This is a genomic window from Peribacillus sp. JNUCC 23 (assembly GCF_053653995.1).
Genome location: NZ_CM132202.1, coordinates 4,071,566 through 4,095,283, shown reverse-complemented (window position 1 = coordinate 4,095,283; position 23,718 = coordinate 4,071,566). Strand labels below are relative to the sequence as shown.

21 protein-coding genes are annotated in these 23,718 nt (G+C 38.5%); 15 read left to right on the top strand and 6 right to left on the bottom strand.

Translation table 11 applies throughout. From position 1 onward, the window contains the following. Positions 1-286 precede the first annotated feature (286 nt). The 3 genes from yugI (at position 287) to JNUCC23_RS19635 (ending at position 3,711) form a co-directional block, all read left to right on the top strand. The gene (gene yugI / locus JNUCC23_RS19645; protein WP_028393739.1) at positions 287-694 is read left to right on the top strand and encodes a S1 domain-containing post-transcriptional regulator GSP13; all 408 of its coding nucleotides are present in this window, start codon (positions 287-289) and stop codon (positions 692-694) included. 317 nt (positions 695-1,011) lie between these two features. Beyond that, entirely contained in the window at positions 1,012-2,175 is a 1,164-nt protein-coding gene (locus JNUCC23_RS19640) for an iron-containing alcohol dehydrogenase (protein WP_403075378.1), read from the top strand. A 186-nt stretch (positions 2,176-2,361) separates the two neighbouring features. After that, on the top strand, positions 2,362-3,711 hold the full coding sequence (locus tag JNUCC23_RS19635) for a glucose-6-phosphate isomerase (protein ID WP_403075376.1): 1,350 nt from the start codon (positions 2,362-2,364) through the stop codon (positions 3,709-3,711). Positions 3,712-3,822: 111 nt separating this feature from the next. Here the strand turns inward: JNUCC23_RS19635 and JNUCC23_RS19630 are convergent, their stop codons facing one another. Then, positions 3,823-4,806, bottom strand: coding sequence for a potassium channel family protein (locus JNUCC23_RS19630; protein WP_403075373.1), 984 nt, complete (start codon positions 4,804-4,806; stop codon positions 3,823-3,825). Between the two features lie 318 nt (positions 4,807-5,124). Beyond that, positions 5,125-6,411: a glycosyl hydrolase family 18 protein gene (locus JNUCC23_RS19625; protein WP_454213155.1), complete on the bottom strand. Its 1,287-nt coding sequence runs from the start codon at positions 6,409-6,411 to the stop codon at positions 5,125-5,127. A gap of 157 nt (positions 6,412-6,568) precedes the next feature. On the opposite strand from JNUCC23_RS19625, the gene JNUCC23_RS19620 reads away from it, so the two are divergent. The 10 genes from JNUCC23_RS19620 (at position 6,569) to JNUCC23_RS19575 (ending at position 16,547) form a co-directional block, all read left to right on the top strand. Further along, complete coding sequence (locus tag JNUCC23_RS19620) at positions 6,569-6,772, top strand: small, acid-soluble spore protein, alpha/beta type (protein WP_062185941.1); 204 nt, start codon at positions 6,569-6,571, stop codon at positions 6,770-6,772. A 218-nt stretch (positions 6,773-6,990) separates the two neighbouring features. Next, the gene (locus JNUCC23_RS19615; RefSeq protein WP_062185943.1) at positions 6,991-7,812 is read left to right on the top strand and encodes an undecaprenyl-diphosphate phosphatase; all 822 of its coding nucleotides are present in this window, start codon (positions 6,991-6,993) and stop codon (positions 7,810-7,812) included. A 479-nt stretch (positions 7,813-8,291) separates the two neighbouring features. Continuing rightward, complete coding sequence (locus tag JNUCC23_RS19610) at positions 8,292-9,746, top strand: catalase (RefSeq protein ID WP_403075366.1); 1,455 nt, start codon at positions 8,292-8,294, stop codon at positions 9,744-9,746. Positions 9,747-10,519: 773 nt separating this feature from the next. After that, positions 10,520-10,852, top strand: a complete 333-nt coding sequence (locus JNUCC23_RS19605) for a hypothetical protein (RefSeq protein WP_062185947.1) — start codon at positions 10,520-10,522, stop codon at positions 10,850-10,852. Positions 10,853-11,024: 172 nt separating this feature from the next. Further along, on the top strand, positions 11,025-12,278 hold the full coding sequence (locus JNUCC23_RS19600) for a methyl-accepting chemotaxis protein (protein WP_403075363.1): 1,254 nt from the start codon (positions 11,025-11,027) through the stop codon (positions 12,276-12,278). 346 nt (positions 12,279-12,624) lie between these two features. After that, the gene (locus JNUCC23_RS19595; protein WP_454213152.1) at positions 12,625-14,571 is read left to right on the top strand and encodes a hypothetical protein; all 1,947 of its coding nucleotides are present in this window, start codon (positions 12,625-12,627) and stop codon (positions 14,569-14,571) included. Continuing rightward, complete coding sequence (locus JNUCC23_RS19590) at positions 14,561-14,824, top strand: zf-HC2 domain-containing protein (RefSeq protein ID WP_403075358.1); 264 nt, start codon at positions 14,561-14,563, stop codon at positions 14,822-14,824. Before JNUCC23_RS19595 ends, JNUCC23_RS19590 begins: the two co-directional genes overlap by 11 nt. Position 14,825: 1 nt before the next feature. After that, positions 14,826-15,350: an RNA polymerase sigma factor gene (locus JNUCC23_RS19585; protein WP_454213150.1), complete on the top strand. Its 525-nt coding sequence runs from the start codon at positions 14,826-14,828 to the stop codon at positions 15,348-15,350. Continuing rightward, positions 15,340-15,636 (top strand): anti-sigma factor family protein, encoded by a 297-nt coding sequence (locus JNUCC23_RS19580; protein ID WP_454213148.1) that lies wholly within the window; start codon positions 15,340-15,342, stop codon positions 15,634-15,636. The genes JNUCC23_RS19585 and JNUCC23_RS19580 overlap by 11 nt, the downstream gene beginning before the upstream one ends. A gap of 65 nt (positions 15,637-15,701) precedes the next feature. Continuing rightward, positions 15,702-16,547, top strand: coding sequence for a GNAT family N-acetyltransferase (locus JNUCC23_RS19575; RefSeq protein ID WP_454213146.1), 846 nt, complete (start codon positions 15,702-15,704; stop codon positions 16,545-16,547). Positions 16,548-16,645: 98 nt separating this feature from the next. On the opposite strand, the gene JNUCC23_RS19570 is transcribed toward JNUCC23_RS19575, so the two are convergent. Together JNUCC23_RS19570 and JNUCC23_RS19565 are read right to left on the bottom strand one after the other, a co-directional pair. Then, positions 16,646-16,978: a phage holin family protein gene (locus JNUCC23_RS19570; protein ID WP_403075347.1), complete on the bottom strand. Its 333-nt coding sequence runs from the start codon at positions 16,976-16,978 to the stop codon at positions 16,646-16,648. Positions 16,979-17,238: 260 nt separating this feature from the next. Then, a complete protein-coding gene (locus JNUCC23_RS19565; protein ID WP_062185956.1) occupies positions 17,239-18,141 on the bottom strand; it encodes a TetR/AcrR family transcriptional regulator in 903 nt (300 codons plus the stop codon). A gap of 241 nt (positions 18,142-18,382) precedes the next feature. Here JNUCC23_RS19565 and JNUCC23_RS19560 point away from each other — a divergent pair, with 241 nt between their 5' ends. Further along, a complete protein-coding gene (locus JNUCC23_RS19560; protein WP_062185959.1) occupies positions 18,383-19,222 on the top strand; it encodes a YitT family protein in 840 nt (279 codons plus the stop codon). A 338-nt stretch (positions 19,223-19,560) separates the two neighbouring features. Beyond that, on the top strand, positions 19,561-21,105 hold the full coding sequence (gntK, locus tag JNUCC23_RS19555) for a gluconokinase (RefSeq protein WP_062185961.1): 1,545 nt from the start codon (positions 19,561-19,563) through the stop codon (positions 21,103-21,105). Between the two features lie 233 nt (positions 21,106-21,338). Here gntK and JNUCC23_RS19550 read toward each other — a convergent pair whose 3' ends face one another. Together JNUCC23_RS19550 and JNUCC23_RS19545 are read right to left on the bottom strand one after the other, a co-directional pair. Next, positions 21,339-22,007 (bottom strand): DUF2642 domain-containing protein, encoded by a 669-nt coding sequence (locus tag JNUCC23_RS19550; RefSeq protein ID WP_454216151.1) that lies wholly within the window; start codon positions 22,005-22,007, stop codon positions 21,339-21,341. A gap of 122 nt (positions 22,008-22,129) precedes the next feature. Then, positions 22,130-23,488 carry an arsenic transporter gene (locus JNUCC23_RS19545; RefSeq protein ID WP_403075339.1) on the bottom strand — a complete coding sequence of 453 codons (1,359 nt, stop codon included), beginning with the start codon at positions 23,486-23,488 and terminating at the stop codon, positions 22,130-22,132. Positions 23,489-23,718 lie beyond the last annotated feature (230 nt).

Below are 23,718 nucleotides of genomic sequence, written 5' to 3'. Positions count from 1 at the left end.
ACGATTAATTTTATTATCGTACTATTATATTGTCGAAATGTGTAGACTTTTTTTAAAAGATAGTCTATTTCCAACAATTCCCCTTCGATAATGTGTTTAAAGGTAGTACGAAAGAGGCAACTTTTAAATAAAGTGATGGGGATCTTGACTCTCCGTTAATGCGGGATAAAAAGGGTTCGTTTTTTAAAAATGGAAGGTTGTTCCCTTTGATTATTTTCGAAATCTATGATAGAATTTCTAATTGCATGTAAAGAGAAAAAATTTACTTAAAAATAGGAGTGTTACAATGTCTACAAATTACGAAATTGGAGCAGTTGTTGCTGGTAAAGTTACTGGCATTCAACCTTATGGTGCTTTTGTTGCATTAGATGAATCTACACAAGGTTTAGTTCATATCTCTGAAATTACTCATGGATATGTTAAAGATATCAATGACCATTTAAAGGTTGGCGATGAGGTTCAAGTGAAAGTTCTTTCAATTGACGAAGCAAAAGGGAAAATCGGTCTTTCCATCCGTGCTACAGAAGAAGCTCCTGAACGTACAGAAGCTCCTGCTAATAAAGCCCCTAAAAAACGTCAAGCAGCTGTTAAAACTTCAACTAACACTGATTCTTCTGAAGGCTTCAACACATTGAAAGATAAACTTCAAGAGTGGATTGAACAATCTAAACGTGAAGATTTAATCAAGAAATAATGACTTAGTAAGCTGGTGGTCCTTTTGGATCAACCGGCTTTTATTTTTTTATGGAGCAGATTTAGATTTTGGAGAGGTTGTTCAAAAAGTCCGGTAAAAATAGTTGTCGAATTGCTTCAAAGCTCTGTCTCTCCGGTTCTCTCGAGATGCGCACCTCCAACTTCTCGGCTCTTTTTATCCTCCTTTTTGAACATGAATTTGTAGTGATTACAAATGCGAATTATTGTAGCCTCCTTAACTTTATAAAGTTCTAATCGTATGTTTTGTAATTGTCGGAGTTCTTGTAGATAATAAGAGTATAAAAAGGAGGGGATTGAGTGGAGAATTTTGTATATAAGAATCCAACTAAGCTTATCTTCGGAAAAGATCAACTTAGTCAGTTACAACAGGAAATTCCGTCATTTGGTAAAAGGGTACTCGTTGTTTATGGTGGGGGCAGCATTAAAAAGAATGGATTATATGAACAGGTGATGGCGATTCTAAATGAAATCGACGTCAAAACGTTTGAGCTGGCTGGTGTGGAACCGAATCCACGTATTGCGACAGTTCGTAAAGGCGTAGAGATTTGTAGGGAACATAAGATTGACTTTATCCTTGCTGTTGGCGGTGGCAGTGTGATTGATTGTACGAAGGCAATCGCAGCTGGTGCGAAGTATGATGGGGATGCATGGGATTTGGTGACGAAAAAATCACCAGTAAAAGCAGCGCTTCCTTTTGGAACCGTTCTAACACTTGCTGCGACTGGTTCTGAAATGAATGCTGGATCGGTTATCACCAATTGGGAAACGAAAGAGAAATATGGCTGGGGAAGCCCTATGACGTACCCGCAATTCTCAATTCTTGATCCAGAGAATACTTTCACAGTACCGAAAGATCAGACTGTCTATGGAATCGTTGACATGATGTCTCATGTGTTTGAACAATATTTTCATCCAGCCGCTCATGCACCGTTGCAGGATCGCTTTTGTGAATCACTGCTAATCACCGTAATGGAAACGGCGCCGAAGCTATTGGAGGATTTAGAGAATTACGAGCATCGGGCAACGATTTTATACAGTGGCACAATTGCCTTAAATGGTTCTTTAGGAGTTGGATACAGAGGGGACTGGGCATCTCATAATATTGAGCACAGTGTCTCAGCTGTTTACGACATTCCGCATGCAGGCGGACTAGCAATTCTGTTTCCAAACTGGATGAAGCATGTTCTGCATGTTGATGTTAGCCGTTTTAAACAACTTGCTGTCCGAGTGTTCAACGTGGATCCAGAAGGCAAGACAGACGAAGAAACCGCTCTTTTGGGCATTGATAAGCTTCGTGAATTCTGGTCAAGCCTTGGTGCACCAACGAGACTTGCAGATTATGACATAGATGATTCTGAAATTGAAACTATGGCAGACAAAGCGATGGTATATGGAGAGTTTGGTAAGTTCAAATCATTAAATCGTGATGATGTATTAGCGATTTTGAAGGCATCTCTGTAAGTGCTTCTTACTTGAACAAACATGCTGAAGACCCGTTCAAGCAATGTTGATTTTTTTAGGATTTGTTCATTTGTAAAAACATTCAGATAATTTTTTTGGTTGGTTACGCTTTCATTGAGCTGAAGTCTTGATTATCAGGGAAGCTTTCGTTAAAGTGAAAGAGTAATCTAAATAGATGGAGGAACGATGATGACACATGTACGTTTTGATTATTCCAAAGCATTGTCTTTTTTTGGAGAACATGAAATTACATATTTACAAGATGCAGTAAAAGCGGCACACAATTCTTTGCACGAAAAAACAGGAGCGGGAAATGACTTTTTAGGTTGGATTGACCTTCCTGTTGATTATGACAAAGAGGAATTTGCTCGTATTCAAAAAGCAGCAAGTAAAATTAAATCTGATTCTGATGTGTTGCTTGTTATCGGAATCGGCGGTTCTTATTTGGGCGCTCGTGCAGCAATTGAAATGTTGCAACATAGCTTCTATAACGCGCTATCTAAAGAACAACGTAAAACGCCGCAAATTATCTTTGTAGGCAATAATATCTCTTCTACTTACATGAAGGATGTTATGGAATTGCTTGAGGATAAGGATTTCTCAATCAATGTGATTTCAAAATCTGGTACGACGACAGAGCCTGCTCTTGCATTCCGTATTTTCCGTAAGCTATTGCTTGAAAAATATGGTGTCGAAGAAGGAACTTCACGGATTTTTGCCACAACTGATAAAGCGAAAGGTGCACTTAAAACCCTTTCAAATGAAAAAGGATATGAAACATTTGTCATTCCTGATGATGTTGGTGGACGTTATTCTGTATTGACGGCTGTTGGCTTATTACCGATCGCGGTTAGCGGTGCCGACATTGAAGAAATGATGAAAGGTGCAGCTGCTGCACGCACGGATTTCAGCTCTCCTGAATTAACGGATAATGCTGCATATCAATACGCGGCAGTTCGTAATGTTCTGTATAACAAAGGCAAAACGATTGAAATGCTAATCAATTATGAGCCAGGTCTTCAATATTTCTCTGAGTGGTGGAAACAATTGTTTGGTGAAAGTGAAGGGAAAGACCAAAAAGGAATTTTCCCAGCTTCTGCAAACTTCTCAACAGATCTACATTCAATGGGGCAATACGTACAAGAAGGACGTCGTGACTTATTTGAAACGGTCATCAAAGTTGAAGAGGCACGCCATGAATTGACGATTGAAGCAGAAGATAATGATCTTGACGGTTTAAACTATCTTGCAGGTGAAACTGTTGATTTCGTAAATAATAAAGCATTTGAAGGCACGTTGCTTGCTCATACAGACGGAAATGTTCCGAACTTAGTTGTGAACATCCCTAAAATGGATGCATACACATTCGGATACTTGGCCTATTTCTTTGAAAAAGCATGTGCGGTAAGCGGCTACCTATTAGGTGTCAATCCATTTGACCAACCAGGCGTAGAAGCATACAAAGTCAATATGTTCGCGCTACTTGGCAAACCAGGCTTCGAAGAAAAGAAAGCTGAACTTGAAAAAAGACTTTAACAATAAGAAATGCAAAAAAGGCACAGTCGACCGACTGTGCCTTTTTGCGAAATATTTAGGGGTCAGACCCCATTTCCCAGAATATTTCCCGGATTCGTATTGATCGTCCATTCAGCGCATGACTAGCAGGATGTCTTCAGAAGAGACTTTGGTTTCCAGAGGGGGAGGGAGTAGCTTCTTTTCTTTTCGGATGATTCCAATCACGACTGTATGTTGTTCAAGCAGTAGGATCGTTAATTCTTTGTATGTTAGCTGTTCCCATTCATTTTTCAAAGCAAGTGAGCCTAGTGATACATTCGAATCATCTAACAACTCAGCAACATCCATTTCCCCCATTATTTTTTTGAGCATATAATCGCTGGCAAAGCGATTCGTCTCGATTAACCCATCGGCCCCAGCTCGCCAAGCATTTTCACGTTGATCGACTGTTAAGATTTCCACTAAACAAAATAGATCTTTTTTCAACCCTTTGATGGCCAATAATGTCAAAATAGAAAACATGTCTGTTTGAAATTCATTTTGCCTTAAATCTGCAGTAATTAAAACACGATCAGCATGACTGATATTCGCTCGAAGCAAAACGGTATCAGTTGTGGCCTTACCGTGTATGAAATGGATATTTGTCAATGGCAGAGGATGTTCTGTTAATGACTCATCGATTAAGACGATTTGTAAGCGTTGATTTCTTTCATGAAGTTCTTCAATAATTCCACGAGAGCGTTCGTTCCACCCGACAATGATCACATGACCTGCACCATTAAATTTCTTCTTCCCTTGGCGATAGGTTTGCTCTGAGGTGGCAGCAATGGCGGAAACAGAAGCGAAATAAGAAGAGACAAGTCCTGCACCAGATAAAATGAGCAAGATCCCAATGGCCCGTCCAAAGTCGCTATTCGGCGCATAATCCCCATAGCCAACAGTAGCCATTGTCACGATTGCCCACCAAATTCCTTCATAAAGAGTAGGGAATGTTTTAGGTTCAGAGAAATGAATCAGCATTCCGAATGAAAAGAGAAAAATAGCAATTACACCAAGTAACCTGAAAAGACTTGGCCACCTTGAAAACCTTCTATCAAATTTCCTCAATCGAATCATTGAAGACACCACCTGTCCTTACTGTATCTCTTATCAGTATGGACAATAGGATATGGCTTTCATAACATAGTCGTTAAGTTTTAGGCGTGTGCAAAAATAAAAACCACAAAAAGCCCTCAGTTATTTCCAAACATCGAATAATTAGTTGGCATAAATCTCACTTGTCTATATTCGGTAGTCAAACATAAAAAAGGGATATCCCTTAAGAAAAGGGTCACCCACCAACTACTATAAATATTTTATATGAAATATAGGTAAGGTATGAAAACTGTGTGTGGTATAGGAGATCGGACCCGTTTAGGCTATCCTTACAAACCATTAGCCTCTTTTTCGTACATGAAAGTTATCGCTGATTAACAGCCAATTTTGCGGGAAAGCAAGCCCAAGCTTCCAATAACTCATTCCGCGGATCTTCAGTTCTTTTAGTAAGTCAAACTTAGCCTGAATCGAACGGGCGTCTTCAAACCAGACTTCATGGTTTTTGTTTTCGCTATCTTTGTATGTGAAAAAAGGTGCCTGCTCTTCATAATTATATTGAATTTCGACTGAGTGCTCTAAAGCTAACTGTATGGCTTGTTGCGGACTGACGGCTTTTGCGATTGTTCCCTGAACGAAAGGAAGTGTCCAGTCGTAGCCATATAAGTTTTGGCCCATGAGAATTTTTGATGCAGGCATCTCTGTAATGGCATACTCAAGAACGTCTCGCACTGGACCAATGGGTGAAACGGCACGCGCAGGTCCACCACTATAGCCCCACTCATAGGTCATAATCACAACAAAATCAACAATTTCTCCATGAGCTTTATAATCATGCCCTTCGTACCAAAGTCCTTTTTGATCCGCGCTCGTCTTAGGTGCAAGCGCCGTCGAAAGTAACCACCCTTCTTGTTGAAAGCGTGTTTTTGCTTTTCTTAAAAAACGATTATAAGCTTCTCGGTCTGCTGGTCTAATGAACTCAAAATCAAAATGAATATCTTTAAAGCCATATTTTTGTGCTGTATTTACAATATTATTTAGAAAGGTATTTTGAATGGTCATATCATTTAAAAGTATCCTCGCTAGTTCATCGTTGAATTGGTCATTCTCTTGATTCGTAATCACCATCATTAAGACATTTCGATTGTTTCGGGCAATGGTTGGGAAGCCATCAAGAAGTGGCTCTTTCAATGAACCATTGCGAAGGGCCTGAAAGCTAAAGGGAGCTAAGTAGGTTAAGTAGGGTGCTGTTTCTCTGGCGCTACTTATCAAATTAGGGCTAACTGTCGTTCCGCGCGGTTCCACATAACCGTTAAATTCAGCTGTTCTTTTTGGTTTCGCAGGAATATATAACCGAAAACCGACAGAAAGTGTTTGATTGACTGATAGCTGGTTAATTCGTACAAGCTCCTGAACTGGAATACCTACCTTTTGTGATATAGATGATAAACTATCTCCTGGTTGAACGAAGTAATAACTGCCTACGATGGGTATAACAAGGGCCTGCCCAACGACAAGGCGATCTGGATTTTCCAATTGATTGGCCTCACTTAAACGGTTAGCAGGCACACTATATGCTTCGGCGATGCTCGTCAGTGTTTGATTTCGCTGGACTACATGAATTTGCAAGTGCATAACCTCCTGAAAAAGATGAGCGGATGATGAAATATATCCGTTGTAAAAAGTTTATGATAGATAAACCATTTCATGATGCAAATCGTTTCCGCAAATTCCCATTCATATAAAAATAAAATTTACAAATAATTAATAACAGGAGGTGATAAACATGGCAAATAACAATAACAGCAATAACTTAGTCGTACCTGGAGCAGAGCAAGCACTAGAACAAATGAAGTATGAAATTGCTAGTGAATTTGGCGTGAATTTAGGAGCCGAAACTACAGCACGTGCAAACGGATCTGTAGGTGGAGAAATTACAAAACGTTTAGTGCAAATGGCTGAACAGCACTTAGGCGGTTACAGCAAATAATTAAATATAAATGGATGAAAGAAGGGAACTTTAGTTCCCTTCTTTTTGTTTTTATTCCTATTAAACAGGTAGGGATGAAGGGAGTCTCCTAAGTAATTGAAACTTCACTTTATGATAATTAGATTAAAAACAACAAATTAATTAGACATTCTCTTTAGTGGGAGGTACAATCTATTTTGTGAATAGAAGCCGTAATAAATGAGGTGGAAGAAATTAATATGTGGGAAATTTTTGTGGCGATTGTTCTTGGACTTGTTGAAGGGTTAACGGAGTTTGCTCCAGTTTCTTCTACAGGGCATATGATTATCGTCGATGATCTGTTGTTTAAATCAAACGAGTTATTTGGAAATGAAATAGCGAACGTGTTTAAGGTTGTCATTCAATTAGGTAGTATTTTAGCAGTAGCTGTTATTTTTTGGGATCGGATTTTGGATTTATTAGGTCTTCGTAAAATGAAAAATGTGGATAGACCGAGTGGGGAAAGACTAAGTCTCCTGAAAATTATTGTCGGTTTAATCCCGGCGGGAATATTAGGCGTTTTATTTGAAGATTACATAGACGAGCACTTATTCTCAGTTAAAACAGTGGCAATTGGTTTACTAATCGGTGCGTTCTTAATGATTGCGGCCGATAAAATCAAGCCGAGAATTCAAACAGCAACGGTAGATGAAATTACTTATAAGCAAGCATTAGGAGTAGGGTTAATTCAATGCTTGTCACTTTGGCCTGGTTTTTCACGTTCAGGATCAACCATATCTGGAGGCGTTCTGCTTGGGCTAAGCTATCGAGCAGCGGCTGATTTTACTTTCATTATGGCCATTCCTATTATGGCCGGTGCCAGTTTATTGAAAGTTGTCAAGTACTGGAGCTTCTTTTCACTAGATGTGTTGCCATTTTTCATTGCAGGTTTCATCAGCGCCTTTATCTTTGCTTTAATCTGTATCCGTTTCTTCTTAAAATTAATTGAAAAAATTAAGCTAACACCGTTTGCGATTTACCGAATTGTTTTAGCTGCGATCATTTTATTTATTTATTTGTAATACATTTGTGTAATTTTTTATTATCTTCGATTCCTCGTGGGAAATTTAGAATTAGTACATGAAAAAACGAACCTTCACCTCTTTTAAAAAGAGGCGGGGGTTTTTGATTATTAAAGATAGTTGTAAAAATAAACTTTGTCAGTAACGAATTCATGTATTATAAATGAATATTTCCTGTGTTGAATTATCGCATTATTAAGTCTTTTTGTTGGCGTGATATCGTACGAACACGTATAATATAGTGGAGTGATATCACGCTTACTTGAGTCATTTTATTCGGTTTTTAATGAATCTGCATGTAATCGCTTTCTTTTGTAAGTTTTGATTGCGTCTTTATGTGTATTTTGTAAATTTTTTATTCTGAATATTTACATTAAAATAAATAATATTACATTACAATTATTATAAAAAAGGATTGATTTTTTTATAATAAGTATTATTATTATAAGTATACAAAATAAATTTAGAGGTGATTCAAAATGACAAACCAGAAAAACCTTACAACTAGCTGGGGAGCTCCAGTTGGAGATAACCAGAACTCGGCTACTGCTGGTCAGCGGGGTCCAGTATTAATTCAAGATGTACATTTACTTGAGAAACTTGCTCATTTTAACCGTGAGCGTGTACCTGAACGTGTAGTTCACGCAAAAGGCGGCGGCGCGCATGGTACATTCACAGTAACAAATGACCTTTCTAAATACACAAAAGCAAAACTATTTAACGGCGTTGGGAAAGAAACTGACATGTTTATCCGTTTCTCATCAGTAGCAGGTGAGCTTGGTTCTGCTGATACAGCACGTGATCCACGCGGATTCTCTGTTAAATTTTATACAGAAGAAGGAAACTATGACATCGTTGGGAACAATACGCCTGTATTTTTTATCCGCGATGCCATTAAATTCCCTGACTTTATTCATACACAAAAAAGAGATCCAAGAACACATTTAAAAAATGCTACTGCTGTTTGGGATTTCTGGTCTCATTCGCCAGAATCTCTTCATCAAGTGACAACTTTGATGTCTGATCGTGGGATTCCAGCAACTTGGAGACATATGCATGGTTACGGAAGCCATACCTTCAAATGGGTAAATGATGAAGGACAAGCTGTTTGGGTGAAATATCACTTTAGAACAGAACAAGGTGTCAAAAACCTTGATGTCGATCTTGCTGCAAAAATTGCTGGTGAAAACCCAGACTATTATACAGAAGATCTTTTCAATGCAATTGAAAAAGGCGATTTCCCTGCATGGAGACTATATGTGCAAATCATGCCTTTAGAAGATGCGGATACATACCGCTTCGACCCATTTGATATAACGAAAGTATGGTCACAAAAAGATTACCCACTAATCGAACTTGGCCGTATGGAATTGAATCGTAATCCTGAGAACTATTTTGCTGAAGTAGAGCAAGCTACATTCTCTCCGGGAACATTTGTACCAGGTGTTGAAGCTTCTCCAGACAAAATGTTACAAGGACGTATATTCTCTTATGGTGATGCACATCGTTACCGCGTTGGTGCAAATCATAACCAACTTCCAATTAACCGTCCAAAAGTAGAAGTGAGTAATCATCAACGTGATGGTTTCATGGCTGCAGACGGAAACGGTGGACGTTCTGTCTACTACGAGCCGAACAGCTTTGGTGGACCAAATGAAGTACCGGAGGCAAAATTAACTCCATTTGAAGTATCAGGACAAGCGGCACAAGTAGCTTATAACAGTGATGATCATTATACGCAAGCTGGTGACCTATACCGTTTACTTAGCCAAGAAGAACGCACACGTCTAGTTGCTAACATCGTTGGAGCAATGGAACCAGTGGAATTAGAAGAAATTAAATTGCGTCAAATCGGCCATTTCTACAAAGCTGATCCAGAATACGGTACTCGTATTGCTGAAGGTCTTGGCTTAGCTGTACCACAAGAAGTGTAAGAATCACTCGCTTTATTCTCTTATATGGACGAGGGTATCCCCAAAAAGGGTCTTGACCTCATGCTCTATACACCGTTTATTGTGTCATGTACACATCATACAAACGATATATAGTAGACGTGGGGCCTGATCTTTTCGTTATGGGGATAGCCTCGTTTTTTTCTTTTTAGAGGTTGTTCAAAAGTCCTATTCAGATGATTCTCGAATTACACCCAAGCGCTGTCTTTGGACTTCGCATAATCATTCATAGCAGGCGTAGAGACTATTGCTCCTCAAACTTCTTGGCTCATTTGTAGAAAGGGGGCGGGGGCTTCGCAAAATCAGCTACGCACCGCGACCTTCATAAGGTGATACAATTTGAGAACTTGAACCTTTTTCATCGCTTTAGTTTTAGAGCAGACACTTATGGATGTTTTTATCTTCTTTTTTTAACCAGCACGTCTAGCAATATGCCTTCCACTATTTGCTGAATCGTTTTTTTTGCATCTCTTATAGAAAATTTCGTAAGCTATTGAAAATGGCTTTACATCTTCATCTGTGTGAATGGTTACTCAACTAAACGCTATTAACATACTGGTAAGTTTCACTGATATTTCATGAATTGGGGAATTACTTCAAAAAGAAAGGCGACAAGGTGTAGCTAGATTCCGCTGATACCTTCTAACCAATAGTTTCTAGTTTTTTTCGCGAAAATTTAGGGTAAAGTGTCATACATCCTGTTAAACTGAGATACATATAGATTAAAAGCTTTATTAAAGTGAGGATTTCATTCAATGATAAAAAAGATAGTGCTTCTAAGTAGTTTACTTATTATATTGGCTATATTAGTATACGTTTCATTTGGTGACAAAATAAATCGGGTAGAGCATGTAACAATTGTGGACAAGTATTATCCAGAATCATCTGATGGGAAAGCTGTTGGTTATAAAACGGATAAAGTAATCGAAGTATCTAAAAACGGAAAAGGCTATAATTGCGCGATGGAATTCGATAACGGAAAAATATTGGAGTTAGACTGCAGTGTAAACGTAGATTATAAAATTGACGAAAAAGTGTTTGTTACAAGTGATGGGAATCAGATTACAGAAATTCGTAGAAAGAAATAAAAGGGGAGATTATTGGAATGAAATCGTATTATTCAAAATACTAAATAGTACGATAGACTTTTCTGAAAAACAAATTTATTAGGAGTTTAGTAGCTTATTTCTAGTAAGTTTTTCATAATAATAGTATGATTCCCTTATGTAAGTTCATTATCTTATGTAAGGGGAGTTGTTAGTGAGTCGTTTGAATTACGTATTTCGAACTAGCCTTTTAGTTATCCCGGCCTCATTTTTGATAGGATTAGTAGTAACTCAATTGAATAGTTTAACTGGAGTTAACTTTTGGATGACTCTTATCGGTCTGACGATCGTTGGCGGAGTATTAGCAGTTGTGTCTTCCATAATCAATTATCAACGGTTTGTTGTACCGATTGACTCAATTAATCAATTTTTAGAGCAATTGGCCGATGGTGATGTGCAAAATCGGCTTAATCCGAAAGAAGTCGGTCTTTTTCATTCGGTGGCAGATAGCATCAACAAAGCTACGGATTCTTGGGGGAATGTGCTGGCTAAACTCCAAGAGGCATCAAAAAATATGGCTGCTTATACAGAGGATTTGGCTCAAGGAGCAGAGCAAACGAATCAAGCAACTGAACAAATTACAGATATAATTGAAAATATTGCCAAAGGGGCAGGGAGTCAAGTAGAAGGAATGCATCAAGCTTCTGCAACGATTTATCAAATGTCTGCTAGTTTATCTCAAGTGTCTACCAATGCCGTCACAGTGACAGAAAGCATGGATGAGACTTTGAAAAAAGCAGATACTGGTTCCGTAACGATTGAAGTAGCCAGCAAACAAATGGAGTCCATTCATTCAAATGTAACTGAATTAGCTCGAGTGGTACAAGGATTAGGCGAGCGTTCGAATGAAATTGGCAAGATTTCAGAAGTCATTACAGGAATTGCTGCACAGACGAATTTACTTGCTTTGAATGCGGCTATTGAAGCAGCTAGAGCAGGGGAACATGGAAAAGGCTTTGCGGTTGTTGCGGATGAAGTGAGAAACCTAGCTGAACAATCTGGACAGGCGACAAAACAAATTAGTGAAATCATTTCTCATATTCAAAAAGAAACGAATGAAGTCGTTGGAACGATGAAAGCTGTGAACCATGAAGTTGGCGAAGGAATTGAAGCGATGAGTGGTGCTGGGGATTCGTTCTTGCAGATTCAAGAATCCGTTAATTTTGTCTCAGAACAAGTGGAGCAGGTTTCAGCTGCCATCCAGCAAATGACTGCAGGAACGGGGATGGCTGTATCATCAATGGACACGATCTCGAATGTTGCAGCGGAATCCGCAAAATCAACTCAAAGTGTGTTAGCGGCGACGGCTGAACAAGCAGAATCAATCAAGGAAATTAGCTCCTTTGCTGGTTACCTAAAGAAACAAGCAGGAGAATTACAGGAAATGATCTATACATTTAAGCTATGAGAAAGAGTGCCTATGTAAAATAGGTGCTCTTTTTTGTATGAGGACATGGGGACGGGTCTTCGCGACTTACTCATATTGCCATTCTCCTTAGTGGGTATATTTATATGATCGAGAAAGCATCCGAAATTCCGGCTCCGCACCGCCACCATTTTGATTAGGTGAGTGTAGCGTGCTTAATGATACATCCTTCATAGTAACTGGTGGCGTTTTAACGCTATTCGGATTTTGTATAGGAAATATATGATTATTTTAGTTCAATCTTCAATATCGATGAAACCTTTTGAGAGGTCCGTTGTCAAAGTTAATGTGTGGCCCACAGAATAGAACAAATAAAGGAGTTATTAATATGGAGTGGATTAGCCGATTTGTTTTGCACGTTGATTCGTACTTTCTTTTAAGTACATATAGTAAATGGATTATTCAGTGGACATTAGCAGGATTGATCGTATATTCTTTATTATCTTTGTATGATAAGAAATGGGACCAGCCTAAAAACTGGTTATATGTAGGGGTTATTATTCGATTCGTCCTCATGATTGGTTTGTCGATTGAGATGTTTCACCAAGTACATGTTACGCAATTGGCTCATATATATTGGGATAAGGAGCCGTCCGTCCGCCAGTTTCTGCATTTCATGTTTTTCGGTTATATCGTCGTTGTTGGATTTTATTATATGATGACGATTCACCAATCGAAAAATAAAGGTCTGTTTTATACATTTGATATTTTGCTATTAACCATGCCGATTTTACAGCTTTTGACCGGTTTGATTTTCTCTATACGGGAGTATGGGATTACGCTTTCAGATGTAGTGTTTTCATTAGTCATCGTACTTATTACTGGCTTACTCATTTATCTTTTTTATGTGAATTATTGGGGAGTAAAGTGGTACGCAATCATTACTTTTTATGTTGCAGGATTTAGCTCTTTAGTAGTTTTATATATCAGTGAATTTGGCAACTATCGATTGAAAATACCAGAACTAACGAATTTATTTGTATTTTTAGTACTATTGATGACCTATCATTTCATAATAAAAGGTAACCAAAGTTGGCTGAATCCTTATAAAAAGGGATTCAAAATCGGAATGGTCATTGTATTCCTCTTTTTAATCAATCCCATTTACAATTTAGGTCATGTTGCCTTGGCAAAAGCCGATGCAGAGGTTCAACTGCAATACTTTGAATCAGCTGAATTAATTACTTTAAAGGAAGCGGAAGGTCTTGCAAGAAAATTGACTGGTGATCAAGACTTTTTCTTAAGGCAAAGCAATGAAGACTTTCATAATCGATATCCACTCGTTTCTAAAAACTATGATGTGGATATTCATGGAATGTCAGGTACGTTCTTTAATCTAGGGCGAAAGACTCCTGCACAAGGGCAAGAACTTTCCGACAGCCAGTATGTTACTCGTTCCAAGCAGGTTTTGAATACATTGGGAAGGAAATGGAAGGAAGACTCGATTTATATCGAAGTCTCAAAGGGTGATGAAGGGGCGACGATTGTGACGATGCGACCGCAATTAGCAGATGGTACACGAAGTACAGATGATTGGGCTGTAACGACATTTTACTGGGAAAAGGAATCGCTAATGGGGTTACATGAAGAGGCAGCTCTATATTCGCTTGAATCGTTAAAAGGAGTTAGCGTGACAGAAGCTAAGATTGAAAGAAGTATAAAGGGATGGTACGGTTTGCTCGGGCAAGTAACACCAGAGTATGCGCTTTTAGAGGCCCAATATGATTATGGAACTGGACCAATCGAACTAAAATATTTCACGAAAACGGGGGATGCGTTTACAGTTAGCGGAAAAACAGCTGAAGTCCTGCATTTTTCCGGGAATCTATCAAATAGGGTTCCTTTTGAAACACTAGAGAATACCATCATCAGCGCAAAAGAAGCGGATCTCTCTCAGTGGAAACGTACACGAGCACAGGATTCATGGTACTGGAGTGAAGAGAGTTTGGAGGATTCGCAAGTTTCATATCGGTATACTTTCGAATATAAAGAGGGAGTACCAGCTTTTAGCTATTCGAAAAATATGAACTATCGGATTCCTTCTGACAGTGGGATAAAAGCAATTGATCGGGAAGAGGCATTCAAAGCCGTTGCGAAAAAAGTAGGCAAAACATCTGTTTATGCGAAACGGGCAAAACTTACCCAAGTTATCAATGACGAAGGGGAGATAAGAAAAGCATGGCTTGTTGTCATTCAGCCATTTGGCACGGCGGAGCATAAATTATACTTAGTCGATGTCGAAACCAATAAGGTGGACGCTTTATATGAAAAGTAACCAAGATTGTGCTGTGTTTCAAGATTTATATGAGCTATATGTCGATTGCGAGCTGGAGCCTGAAACGATGGAGTGGATGAGAGAACACGAAATGGGATGCCAGCATTGTCTAAATGAAAATCAGACAAAAATAGAGAATGTTACTTTTCTTGAGGATTTTGAAAAAATAAAAACCATCCGTATTTTGACGGTGCTGCTTTATGGGTCTTTTGCTGTGCTATCATTATGGATGTCTGTCTGGTATTTTTGGTAAAATGAGTAACTGGCATAGTTTAGAAGACTTGTATAAGCTGCATTATACGGAAATTTTTCGTTACTTGCTTCGGCGAGTTCGCCATAAGGAAATTGCTCAAGATCTTACGCAAGATACATTTTTAAAGGCATTTAATGGTTTATCGACATTTAAAGGGAATTCGTCAGTGAAAACATGGCTTTATACGATTGCCCATAATACGTTTATTAACTGGTATCGAAAAGAAACAAAATATAAACAAGATCTATATGAGCATATCGACCTGATTGATGAGAACTTTTATAAAAATCCAGCCGTGTTTTTAGAAAAAAAAATCACACAACAAAATATACTCCACGCGATTCATGCTTTAAAAGTGGACTATCAACATGTCATCATTCTTCGAGAATTCCAGCAACTATCATATGGGGAAATAGCAGAAGTATTGGACTGGAAGCTTTCTAAAGTGAAGACGAATTTACACCGGGCAAAGCTGGAACTTCGTAAAAGTTTAAGTAAAGTCGAAGGTGATAGAAATGAAATGTAACATAATCAGAGATGTATTGCCGCTACATATAGAAGGGGATTGCTCGAAAGAAACAAGAAAAATAGTGGAAGCACATATCGCTCATTGCCGGGAATGTCACGAATTGTTTGAACTTATGCAAAATCCATTGGAAATTGAAGCGACATCGATGGATGGAACGGAAGATATACAAGAAGCTGGTAATGACGTTTGGAGAAGATATTATGGAAGGCTCATATTAAAAGGCACAGGCCTATTTATAACTGTTTATATCTTGATCATTGTGATTGCTTTGTTGATGAAGTAGTAGTTTATGATTGGTGGAAATGTAGTATTATACCAGTGGATACTTTACTAAGGGGGATTATTCATTTGAAAGAAAAGCAATTAGTAGAAATAGAGGAATTACAAAAGGTGTGTGAGCAAGGAACGTTTTCTTTAAAACTAAATTGGGATACATTGCGAAGCCGGGTGGGAAAAGTGGGTGAAGATTTCTTCCATTATGAAGGTGACAGGTTGATCGGGTATCTTGGGATCTATGATTTTGGAGGAAAAATTGAATTATGCGGGATGGTTCATCCAGACTACCGAAGACAAGGGATTTTTACAAAACTAGTAGAGAAGGCATTTGTGACAGCGAAGAAACGGGATCCAAGGGCAATCTTGTTAAATGCTCCAGCCGATTCCCAATCAGCAAAGGGTTTCTTAGCTGCTCTTCCATGCCGATTTGACGTAGCTGAATATCAAATGAAATGGCAGGAAACAGAGCTTACAGATTATGAAGGCGTTACACTCCGTCTATCTACAGAAGCAGATAAGGCTATGGAAATTCAATTAGACGTCGATTGCTTTGGGTTTTTACAGCATGAAGCAGCTTCCTATTACGAGCGGATAAAGAAAGAACGCTTGAACACGTTTGTGATTGTGTATGAAGATCAAGTTGTTGGGAAAATTCGCGTTGAGGAAAGTGATGGGGAAGCTTGGATTTATGGGTTTGCCATTGCTCCTGCCTTTCAAGGAAAAGGTATTGGCAGAAAGGTACTTAAGCAAGTGATTCTAAAACAGCAGAAGAAGGGAAATCCTATCTATCTTGAAGTAGAGGCAACGAATCCAGCAGCGTTAAAACTTTATGAATCTTGTGGTTTCAGAAGCTATCACCAGCAGGATTATTATGTGTATGTACAGGGGTCAGACTCCATTTCCCGGCCTTTATTGTGACTCTGAAAACTAGTGGTATCAAGGTTTCCGGGATGGGGGGAAGGGTCAGATCCTATTTCCCAAGATGAAAAAAGAGTAAACCTTTCATAATCGCAGGTTTACTCTTTTTTTTCTAACAAACTTTGTGCAAATCCTAACAACACCGAACCGACAAGCGCTCCCCAAAAGGATGTTACCTCAAATCCGCTTACAAGCAGGGAGGCGAGGGTAAACGTTACCGCATTAATCACAAAAGAAAACAGCCCAAATGTCAAAATGGTAATGGGGAATGTTAGGAGGTGCAAAATAGGTTTGACAAGAAAATTAACAATCCAGAGCATAAAGACCGCTAATAAAGCACTGCCGTAGGAGTCAATGGATATGGAGTCAAATAGCCAGTCAATTACGAGTAAAACTAGGCCACTTATTAAAAAGCGTATAAAGAAATTCATGTGATAAGCTCCTTAACGTTGGAATTCTTTCTTTCAATCATTATTACTATTCTATTAGCGAAATCCCTTTTTAGAAGAATACACGTCATTATTCTAATTGTCTAACTCTGCGCATTATTCCTTATAGACTTCTCCGTGAAGAAAATGTCAAAGAGTGAGTTCGACGCCTTTACTCACCTCTTCCTGCGTTGAAACTAACTAGAGGGCAAGACGAATGTCCACTCGCAAACATCATGATCCCCCTGTCGTTAACATGGTTTTCATTTTCCCAAATGAGTCTCAATAAGACTGCTTAATTTCTTAATAGAGTGTAAAAGCTTGGGATGAGAGTATGAATGTAAAGTAGTAAGTACGCTTTCAATGATAAATTCACGTGGAGCCTGTTCCTGCATGAGTTCTTGTTCAAGGAAGCTTAGCAACTCGAAAAGTTTCGAGTTGTCATTTTCAGATTGGATATACTTCTGAGCGGTGCTTTTTAAGGTATGGATTGTCAAAAGCAGCTCTTCTTGAAGAGACAGCGGCCCCTCTTTATGATCTGGTAGCCATTGCTTTAATAATTCTGGATAGAATATTTGTTCACCTTGTGTAGAAACATTTTGGACAATATTAGAAATTCTGTTAAAGCTATAGCGAATCAAATTTGAAACCTGGTACCCATCATGCCCTCGATTAATAACAAAATTAACATGCATCATATGATGGAGCATCCCTTCAAACAAGATTGCGCAATCTAACAAATAAGGTTTCTTTTCTTCACCAAAAATATCGATGAAGCGATGATACAACCAACACATACCTAACAGTTTCATCTGTTGAATGGATTGTCTTAATTCAAGTTCATTTGATACGAGTACTTCTTCAATTAATGTGAATATGTTGTTTTTTTTGTTGGAAATTAACTGAACTTCAATTTGTTTTATGAAGATATCCGTGTCTTTAGTGCTTTGTCCAATCATTAGCTCATTACGTTCTTTTTCCAACTTTTCATGCATGCTATTGAAGATTGCAATCATTAATTCACTTTTAGAGGAAAAATAATTATAAAATGTTCCTTTCGAAATGGCGCTATTTTCAAGGATGTCTTGTATAGATGTAGCTTGATACCCTTTTTCGATAAAAAGCCGATGGGCTACATTGATCGTATGCTGTTTCCGACTGTTCATATTGGTCCCCTCCGTCCCACGTTGGACAATTGGTCTTTTAACGTATATTACCCTAACCTTTGTTGGACTAATAGTCTGTACTGTTTATGATAATGGTGTTGGTCGGTAATATGCAATAAAATAAACTGTGAATTCTGTGAGGAAAGCTGTTGTTGTCTACCTTATACCATCAGAGTATAATGGGGAAGGCTTGTTATGAACGTGGATTAACAGCGATTCTCTAACAGTAGTGAGGTAGGGTATGAAAAAAAGAGTTGTAGACATTTTTATCATTTTATTAGGTGCTTTTCTTTTTGCTTTAGCAGTAAACTTATTCGTGATTCCGAATGAAATGGGTGAAGGCGGAGTTGTTGGGATTACAATCATTTTATACTATCTTTTTCAATGGTCCCCTGGTCTTGTGAGTCTACTATTTAACAGTTGCTTACTGATTGTCGGATATAAGTTCTTAAGTAAAATGACAATTGTCTATACGATTATTGCGGTGATCCTCCATTCGCTTTTCCTCCATTTAACGAAGGACTGGAGTATTGATTCGGATGAAATGATGGTAAATGCAATCTTCGGAGGAGTTTTTGCTGGGGTTGGGATTGGTTTGATTATTCGGGTTGGCGGAACAACCGCTGGGACTACGATATTGGCAAGAATTACGAACAAATATCTAGGTTGGAGTATCAGTTATGGTCTTTTGTTTTTTGATTTAATTGTTGCATTTTCTTCCTATTTTATCATTGGAGCAGAGAAATTGATGATGACCATCATCATGTTGTACGTAGGAACCAAAGTGATGGAATTTGTCATAGAAGGGGTCAATCCAAAGAAGGCCGTTACGATTGTTTCGAGCGCACCAGATGAGATTGCCAAACAAGTTAATGAACGGATGGACAGAGGGGTTACGGTTTATTCTGGACATGGCTACTATACAAAAACACCCAAGGATATTCTTTATATCGTCATTAGCAAACAAGAAGTCGTTAAGCTTAAGAAGATTGTTAAGTCGACTGATACGAGTGCATTTATAGCCATTCACGATGTCCGTGATGTTTTTGGAGAAGGATTTATCGATATTTCAAAAACTTAATCTGTCAGAGGTGTTACCGAAAGTATATCAACTCCTCCATTGTTATCGCGCATAAAGTGAAACTTCAATCAGTGGGGGTTCTTCATCCTCACTGATTGTTAGTTGAACCAATCGGGCTTTTACGGGCAGTTTATCCCCCGCCTATGCTTCTTCGATTCCTCAAGCCTTGAGGTGGGGGGACTGCCCGTTGATGCGGGATAAAAAATGAGCTAACATTTTCGTATCTTGCGCGTCTTAAAGAAAAACAATTCAGTAAATAAAGCTGGCTTGTTTTTTCTTTTTATATAAGTGTAGTAAGATAGATAAGTAAATGACTTCTAGAGGTTTGGGGTGGGAAATTGTTGAAGACCAAGTATATGATAGGAATTGATATGGGAACGACGAGCACAAAAGCTGTTCTTTTTTCCAGAGCAGGAGAAGTGATTACTTCTTTTACAAAGGGGTATCCTCTACATAGTCCGACTCCCTCGGTGGCAGAACAAGATCCTGAGGAAATTTATCAAGCAGTTGTATTAGCCATTGGTGAAGTAATGAAGGCAGGCGGGATTAAGAAAGAAGAGTTAGGGTTTATATCGTTTAGTTCTGCGATGCACAGTGTTATAGCTGTTGATTCTAATGGACTGCCGCTAACGAACATTATTACCTGGGCGGATAATCGAAGTGTCAAATATGCAGAGCAGCTAAGAGCAACGGAACAAGGACATGCATTATATCGCCGTACAGGAACGCCTATTCATCCAATGTCTCCGATTACGAAGTTGATGTGGCTTCGTCATGAACATCAGGAAATATTTTCTAAAACGAGTAAATATTTAGGGATTAAAGAATATATTTTCTATAAATTTTTTAATGAGTATGTGATGGATTATTCGCTGGCGTCTGCAACAGGCATGTTTAATATCAACGATTTGACATGGGATGCAGAAGCATTAAGCATAGCTGGAATCGATGAGGAGAAACTTCCTAAGCTTGTACCGACAACGTATACTACGTCAGGTTTACATAAGGACCTTGCTGAACAGATGAATATTGCAGAAGATACTGTATTTGTCATTGGTGCAAGTGACGGAGTCTTGGCAAATTTAGGGCAAAATGCGATTGAACCAGGCGTACTTGCTGTATCAATTGGGACAAGCGGTGCGATCCGAACAGTTAGTGACCGACCGTTGACGGATCCAAAAGGTCGAACATTTTGTTACGCTTTAGTGGATAATCTTTGGGTGATTGGTGGTCCTGTTAATAATGGCGGGATTACGTTTAGATGGGCTCGAGATCAATTTGGCCGCGCTGAAATTGAAGCAGCTAAAGAGACTGGCCAAGATCCGTATGAAATCCTAACCGACATGGCTGCAAAAATTGCACCTGGAGCGGACGGCCTCATCTTCCATCCTTATATGGCAGGAGAGAGAGCACCGTTATGGAATGCTAATGCCAGAGGTTCGTTCTTCGGTCTTGCCCTTCATCATACAAGAGATCATATGGTAAGAGCGGTTCTAGAAGGTGTGATGTATAACCTATACAGCGTGCTGCTTGCGGTGCAAGAGTTAGCTGGACTACCGAAAAAAATTCATGCAAGTGGCGGATTTGTCCGCTCAAAGCTATGGCGTCAAATTATGGCTGATGTGTTTAACCAAAACGTTACGATACCCGAAAGCTTTGAAAGCCCAAGTTTAGGTGCTGCTGTACTTGGTTTGTATGCATTAGGTGAAATTGATAGCTTAAATGTGGTTTCAGAAATGATTGGGGAGACAAACGAGCTCGTACCAATTGCACAAAACGTTGAAGTGTATGAAGAGCTGATGTCGATTTATTTATCAGTCAGTCGTCAATTAGAAAGCGATTATGGCCGCATTGCGGATTTCCAGCGCCGTCATTTAGAATAAGTGTTGAGAAGTAAGGGTCTGACCTCGCCCTTTAAATCAGTATGTAGTGTTTCATTCACGTATCTCATCCTGTATTTAAATGTTGCGGGGTCTGACCCTTCGCCTGTGGAACAACACCTTTAAAGATATGCTGATTACTTAAATATCTAAAAAACCATTCGAATTTTTCGAATGGCTTTTTAGATATTTTGAAACGGAATACGACTACCTTTAGAATTATGAAAAATCTCTATTTAAAAATCAGTATTAGGAAAATGCAGGGATTTAACATGAGTAAGTTTTAAATACACGGTTTCTCCACTTGCAATGGCTATTTCCAACAGGTTATCTTTTACACCTTTTAACAATCCGATTTTCATTGGATCTCCTCCACCATCAATCACCACCAGTTTTCCCTCTACCTTTTTTAGTTGGTCTTCAAAGGAGCGCAATAAAGGGACGTTTGAAGGATTAACAGGCAGGCTTGTGTTACTGAGAGTATAAGGAGTAATATTTTTATTGTATGGGGTAATCCATTTCAAGTGTGATAGGGAAATGTACATCGTCTTAAAAACTGGTGAATAAAAAACAAAGTAATCACTTAAGACGCTGAGAATATAGCCGTGGAAAGTCAGATTGCCAATCACAGAAATTTCGGCAAACATTCCTTTGGCATTCGTTAATATTTTACGATAGGAAATGGATTCCGTTTCTTCAGCTAATGACGACTCTGTCGGCTTATCAACCTGGTCATCCGTACTACTATTAAGTTGGAGGCTACGGACATGAAGCCATGGGATATAAAAAAACTTATGACCATCATATAAGATTAGTATGTCTGAACCTACATCTATAAGCATACCTTTAAAATAGCTTTTCTTTGTCAATTCTATACAAACATTATCTCCAATTAATTCCGTCATACTGCCCAACAAAATCTCCTCCTATTTTTAATTGATTGAATTTGTTTTGCTAATAACAACAAACTTTACAAAAAGAGCCTATATCAACGATTGTAGTCTTAATATACATGTTGTCTGTACCTCTATGAAGAGAAGACGAGTTGTATCCAGTTATATAACAAAAATAAGGTTACAATCACTGTTGGTGGAATGACAATTAATGATACGCTTAGATAATCTTTCCATTTCACTTTGATCTTATTTTTCTTTAAGATATGCAACCAGATTAAGGAGGCAAGTGTCCCAATAGGCAGTAATAATGATCCTATATCGCTTCCGATAATACTTGCAAGATATATGGTCTTCAGCGTGATGGGATCCAGGTTCATTTCTGTTAACGTAATGGTTCCAATCAACAAGGCGGGATGATTATTAAAAAGGTTAGATAATATGGAAACTAATCCCCCCATGATGAAACTTGCATGGAATAATCCCTCCTTTACAATCGGTTCACATACATATAAAAGTAGGGCTGTTAATCCTGAGTTGTGAAGGCCATAAATGAGCACATACATGGAAAAAGCGAAAATCAGGATGTGCCAAGGCGTTTTCTTCAATATATCAATAGGATTTGTACGTAAGTGGTACCATCTCCATATAAGCAACACGAGTGATCCCGATATCGCAACAAACTCAATTGGAATCGCAAGGAAAGATGCAACAAAGAGTGAACAGCGCATGACAAAGACAAACAGCAAGATCTTTAACATGAATTTTGTGCGTTGACGTTTGGAATCAACTGAAATTTGTCCTTTTAAAGGATGAAAGTTTTTTGTGAAAAATATGTGTTCAATGTCAAATGCTGACTTTGGTAATTGTTTTGGCAATTTCCGTTTTACCACTACATACATTAACCATGACATAAACAATAATCCTAACGATGACGGGATAAACATCATCGCAGTATGCATGTAAAGCGTCATGTTAACAATTTTCAATGCAATTAGGTTCACAATATTACTTACCCCGATAGGTGCGCTTGAAGCTGTGGCAATAAGTGCTCCAGTTAAAAGGTAGGGAATTTGCTGATGGGGTTTTAACTGCAGATTTTTGAGGAGTAGAATTAAAATTGGGGTAGTGATTAGGATACTGCCATCATTATTAAATAATAGTGTCATCAAAAAACATAACAACTGAATGTACCAGTATAGCCGATAGCCTGAACCTTTAGCTAAAATGGCAAGTCGTGCTGCTGACCAGTGAAAAAAACCGAAGCTTTCTAGAATAACTGCCATAACTATTGTTGAAATAATAGTGATTGAAGCGCCGCCAATCTTATGGATAATGTCTAGAACATCAGCACTTGATACAACGCCTGTTAATAAAATCATCGTTGCGCCAATTGATGCTGGCCAAGCTTCATTAATGCCTTTAGGTCTCCATAAGATTACTGCCGTTGTGATAAGGAACACAAAAACTGAAATCATGATGTGAATATCCATTGTAAAGTATTACACCTTCCTTTCTAAAATCTCTTAGTATCTAATTGAGCGATAACTAATTGGGATCTTACCAACATTACAGAAAGCTTGCACGCAAAGTCCTTCCTAAAAGAGTTTCAAATCAGATGGATGAAGCTTTGTTTTATGAGCGAGTTATGGTTCGATTTTTAGAGAATATATAACCTTGGTTCTTTTCTTTTAAATCAAAGATTGTAGCCTTAACGTTCATT

Coding starts and splice junctions, on each gene's coding strand:
- yugI (WP_028393739.1), top strand. CDS start 287: ATGTCTACAAATTACGAAATTGGAGCAGTTGTTGCTGGTAAAGTTACT.
- JNUCC23_RS19635 (WP_403075376.1), top strand. CDS start 2,362: ATGATGACACATGTACGTTTTGATTATTCCAAAGCATTGTCTTTTTTT.
- JNUCC23_RS19630 (WP_403075373.1), bottom strand. CDS start 4,806: ATGATTCGATTGAGGAAATTTGATAGAAGGTTTTCAAGGTGGCCAAGT.
- JNUCC23_RS19620 (WP_062185941.1), top strand. CDS start 6,569: ATGGCAAATAACAATAACAGCAATAACTTAGTCGTACCTGGAGCAGAG.
- JNUCC23_RS19615 (WP_062185943.1), top strand. CDS start 6,991: ATGTGGGAAATTTTTGTGGCGATTGTTCTTGGACTTGTTGAAGGGTTA.
- JNUCC23_RS19610 (WP_403075366.1), top strand. CDS start 8,292: ATGACAAACCAGAAAAACCTTACAACTAGCTGGGGAGCTCCAGTTGGA.
- JNUCC23_RS19605 (WP_062185947.1), top strand. CDS start 10,520: ATGATAAAAAAGATAGTGCTTCTAAGTAGTTTACTTATTATATTGGCT.
- JNUCC23_RS19595 (WP_454213152.1), top strand. CDS start 12,625: ATGGAGTGGATTAGCCGATTTGTTTTGCACGTTGATTCGTACTTTCTT.
- JNUCC23_RS19590 (WP_403075358.1), top strand. CDS start 14,561: ATGAAAAGTAACCAAGATTGTGCTGTGTTTCAAGATTTATATGAGCTA.
- JNUCC23_RS19585 (WP_454213150.1), top strand. CDS start 14,826: ATGAGTAACTGGCATAGTTTAGAAGACTTGTATAAGCTGCATTATACG.
- JNUCC23_RS19580 (WP_454213148.1), top strand. CDS start 15,340: ATGAAATGTAACATAATCAGAGATGTATTGCCGCTACATATAGAAGGG.
- JNUCC23_RS19570 (WP_403075347.1), bottom strand. CDS start 16,978: ATGAATTTCTTTATACGCTTTTTAATAAGTGGCCTAGTTTTACTCGTA.
- JNUCC23_RS19565 (WP_062185956.1), bottom strand. CDS start 18,141: ATGAACAGTCGGAAACAGCATACGATCAATGTAGCCCATCGGCTTTTT.
- JNUCC23_RS19560 (WP_062185959.1), top strand. CDS start 18,383: ATGAAAAAAAGAGTTGTAGACATTTTTATCATTTTATTAGGTGCTTTT.
- JNUCC23_RS19550 (WP_454216151.1), bottom strand. CDS start 22,007: ATGACGGAATTAATTGGAGATAATGTTTGTATAGAATTGACAAAGAAA.
- JNUCC23_RS19545 (WP_403075339.1), bottom strand. CDS start 23,488: ATGGATATTCACATCATGATTTCAGTTTTTGTGTTCCTTATCACAACG.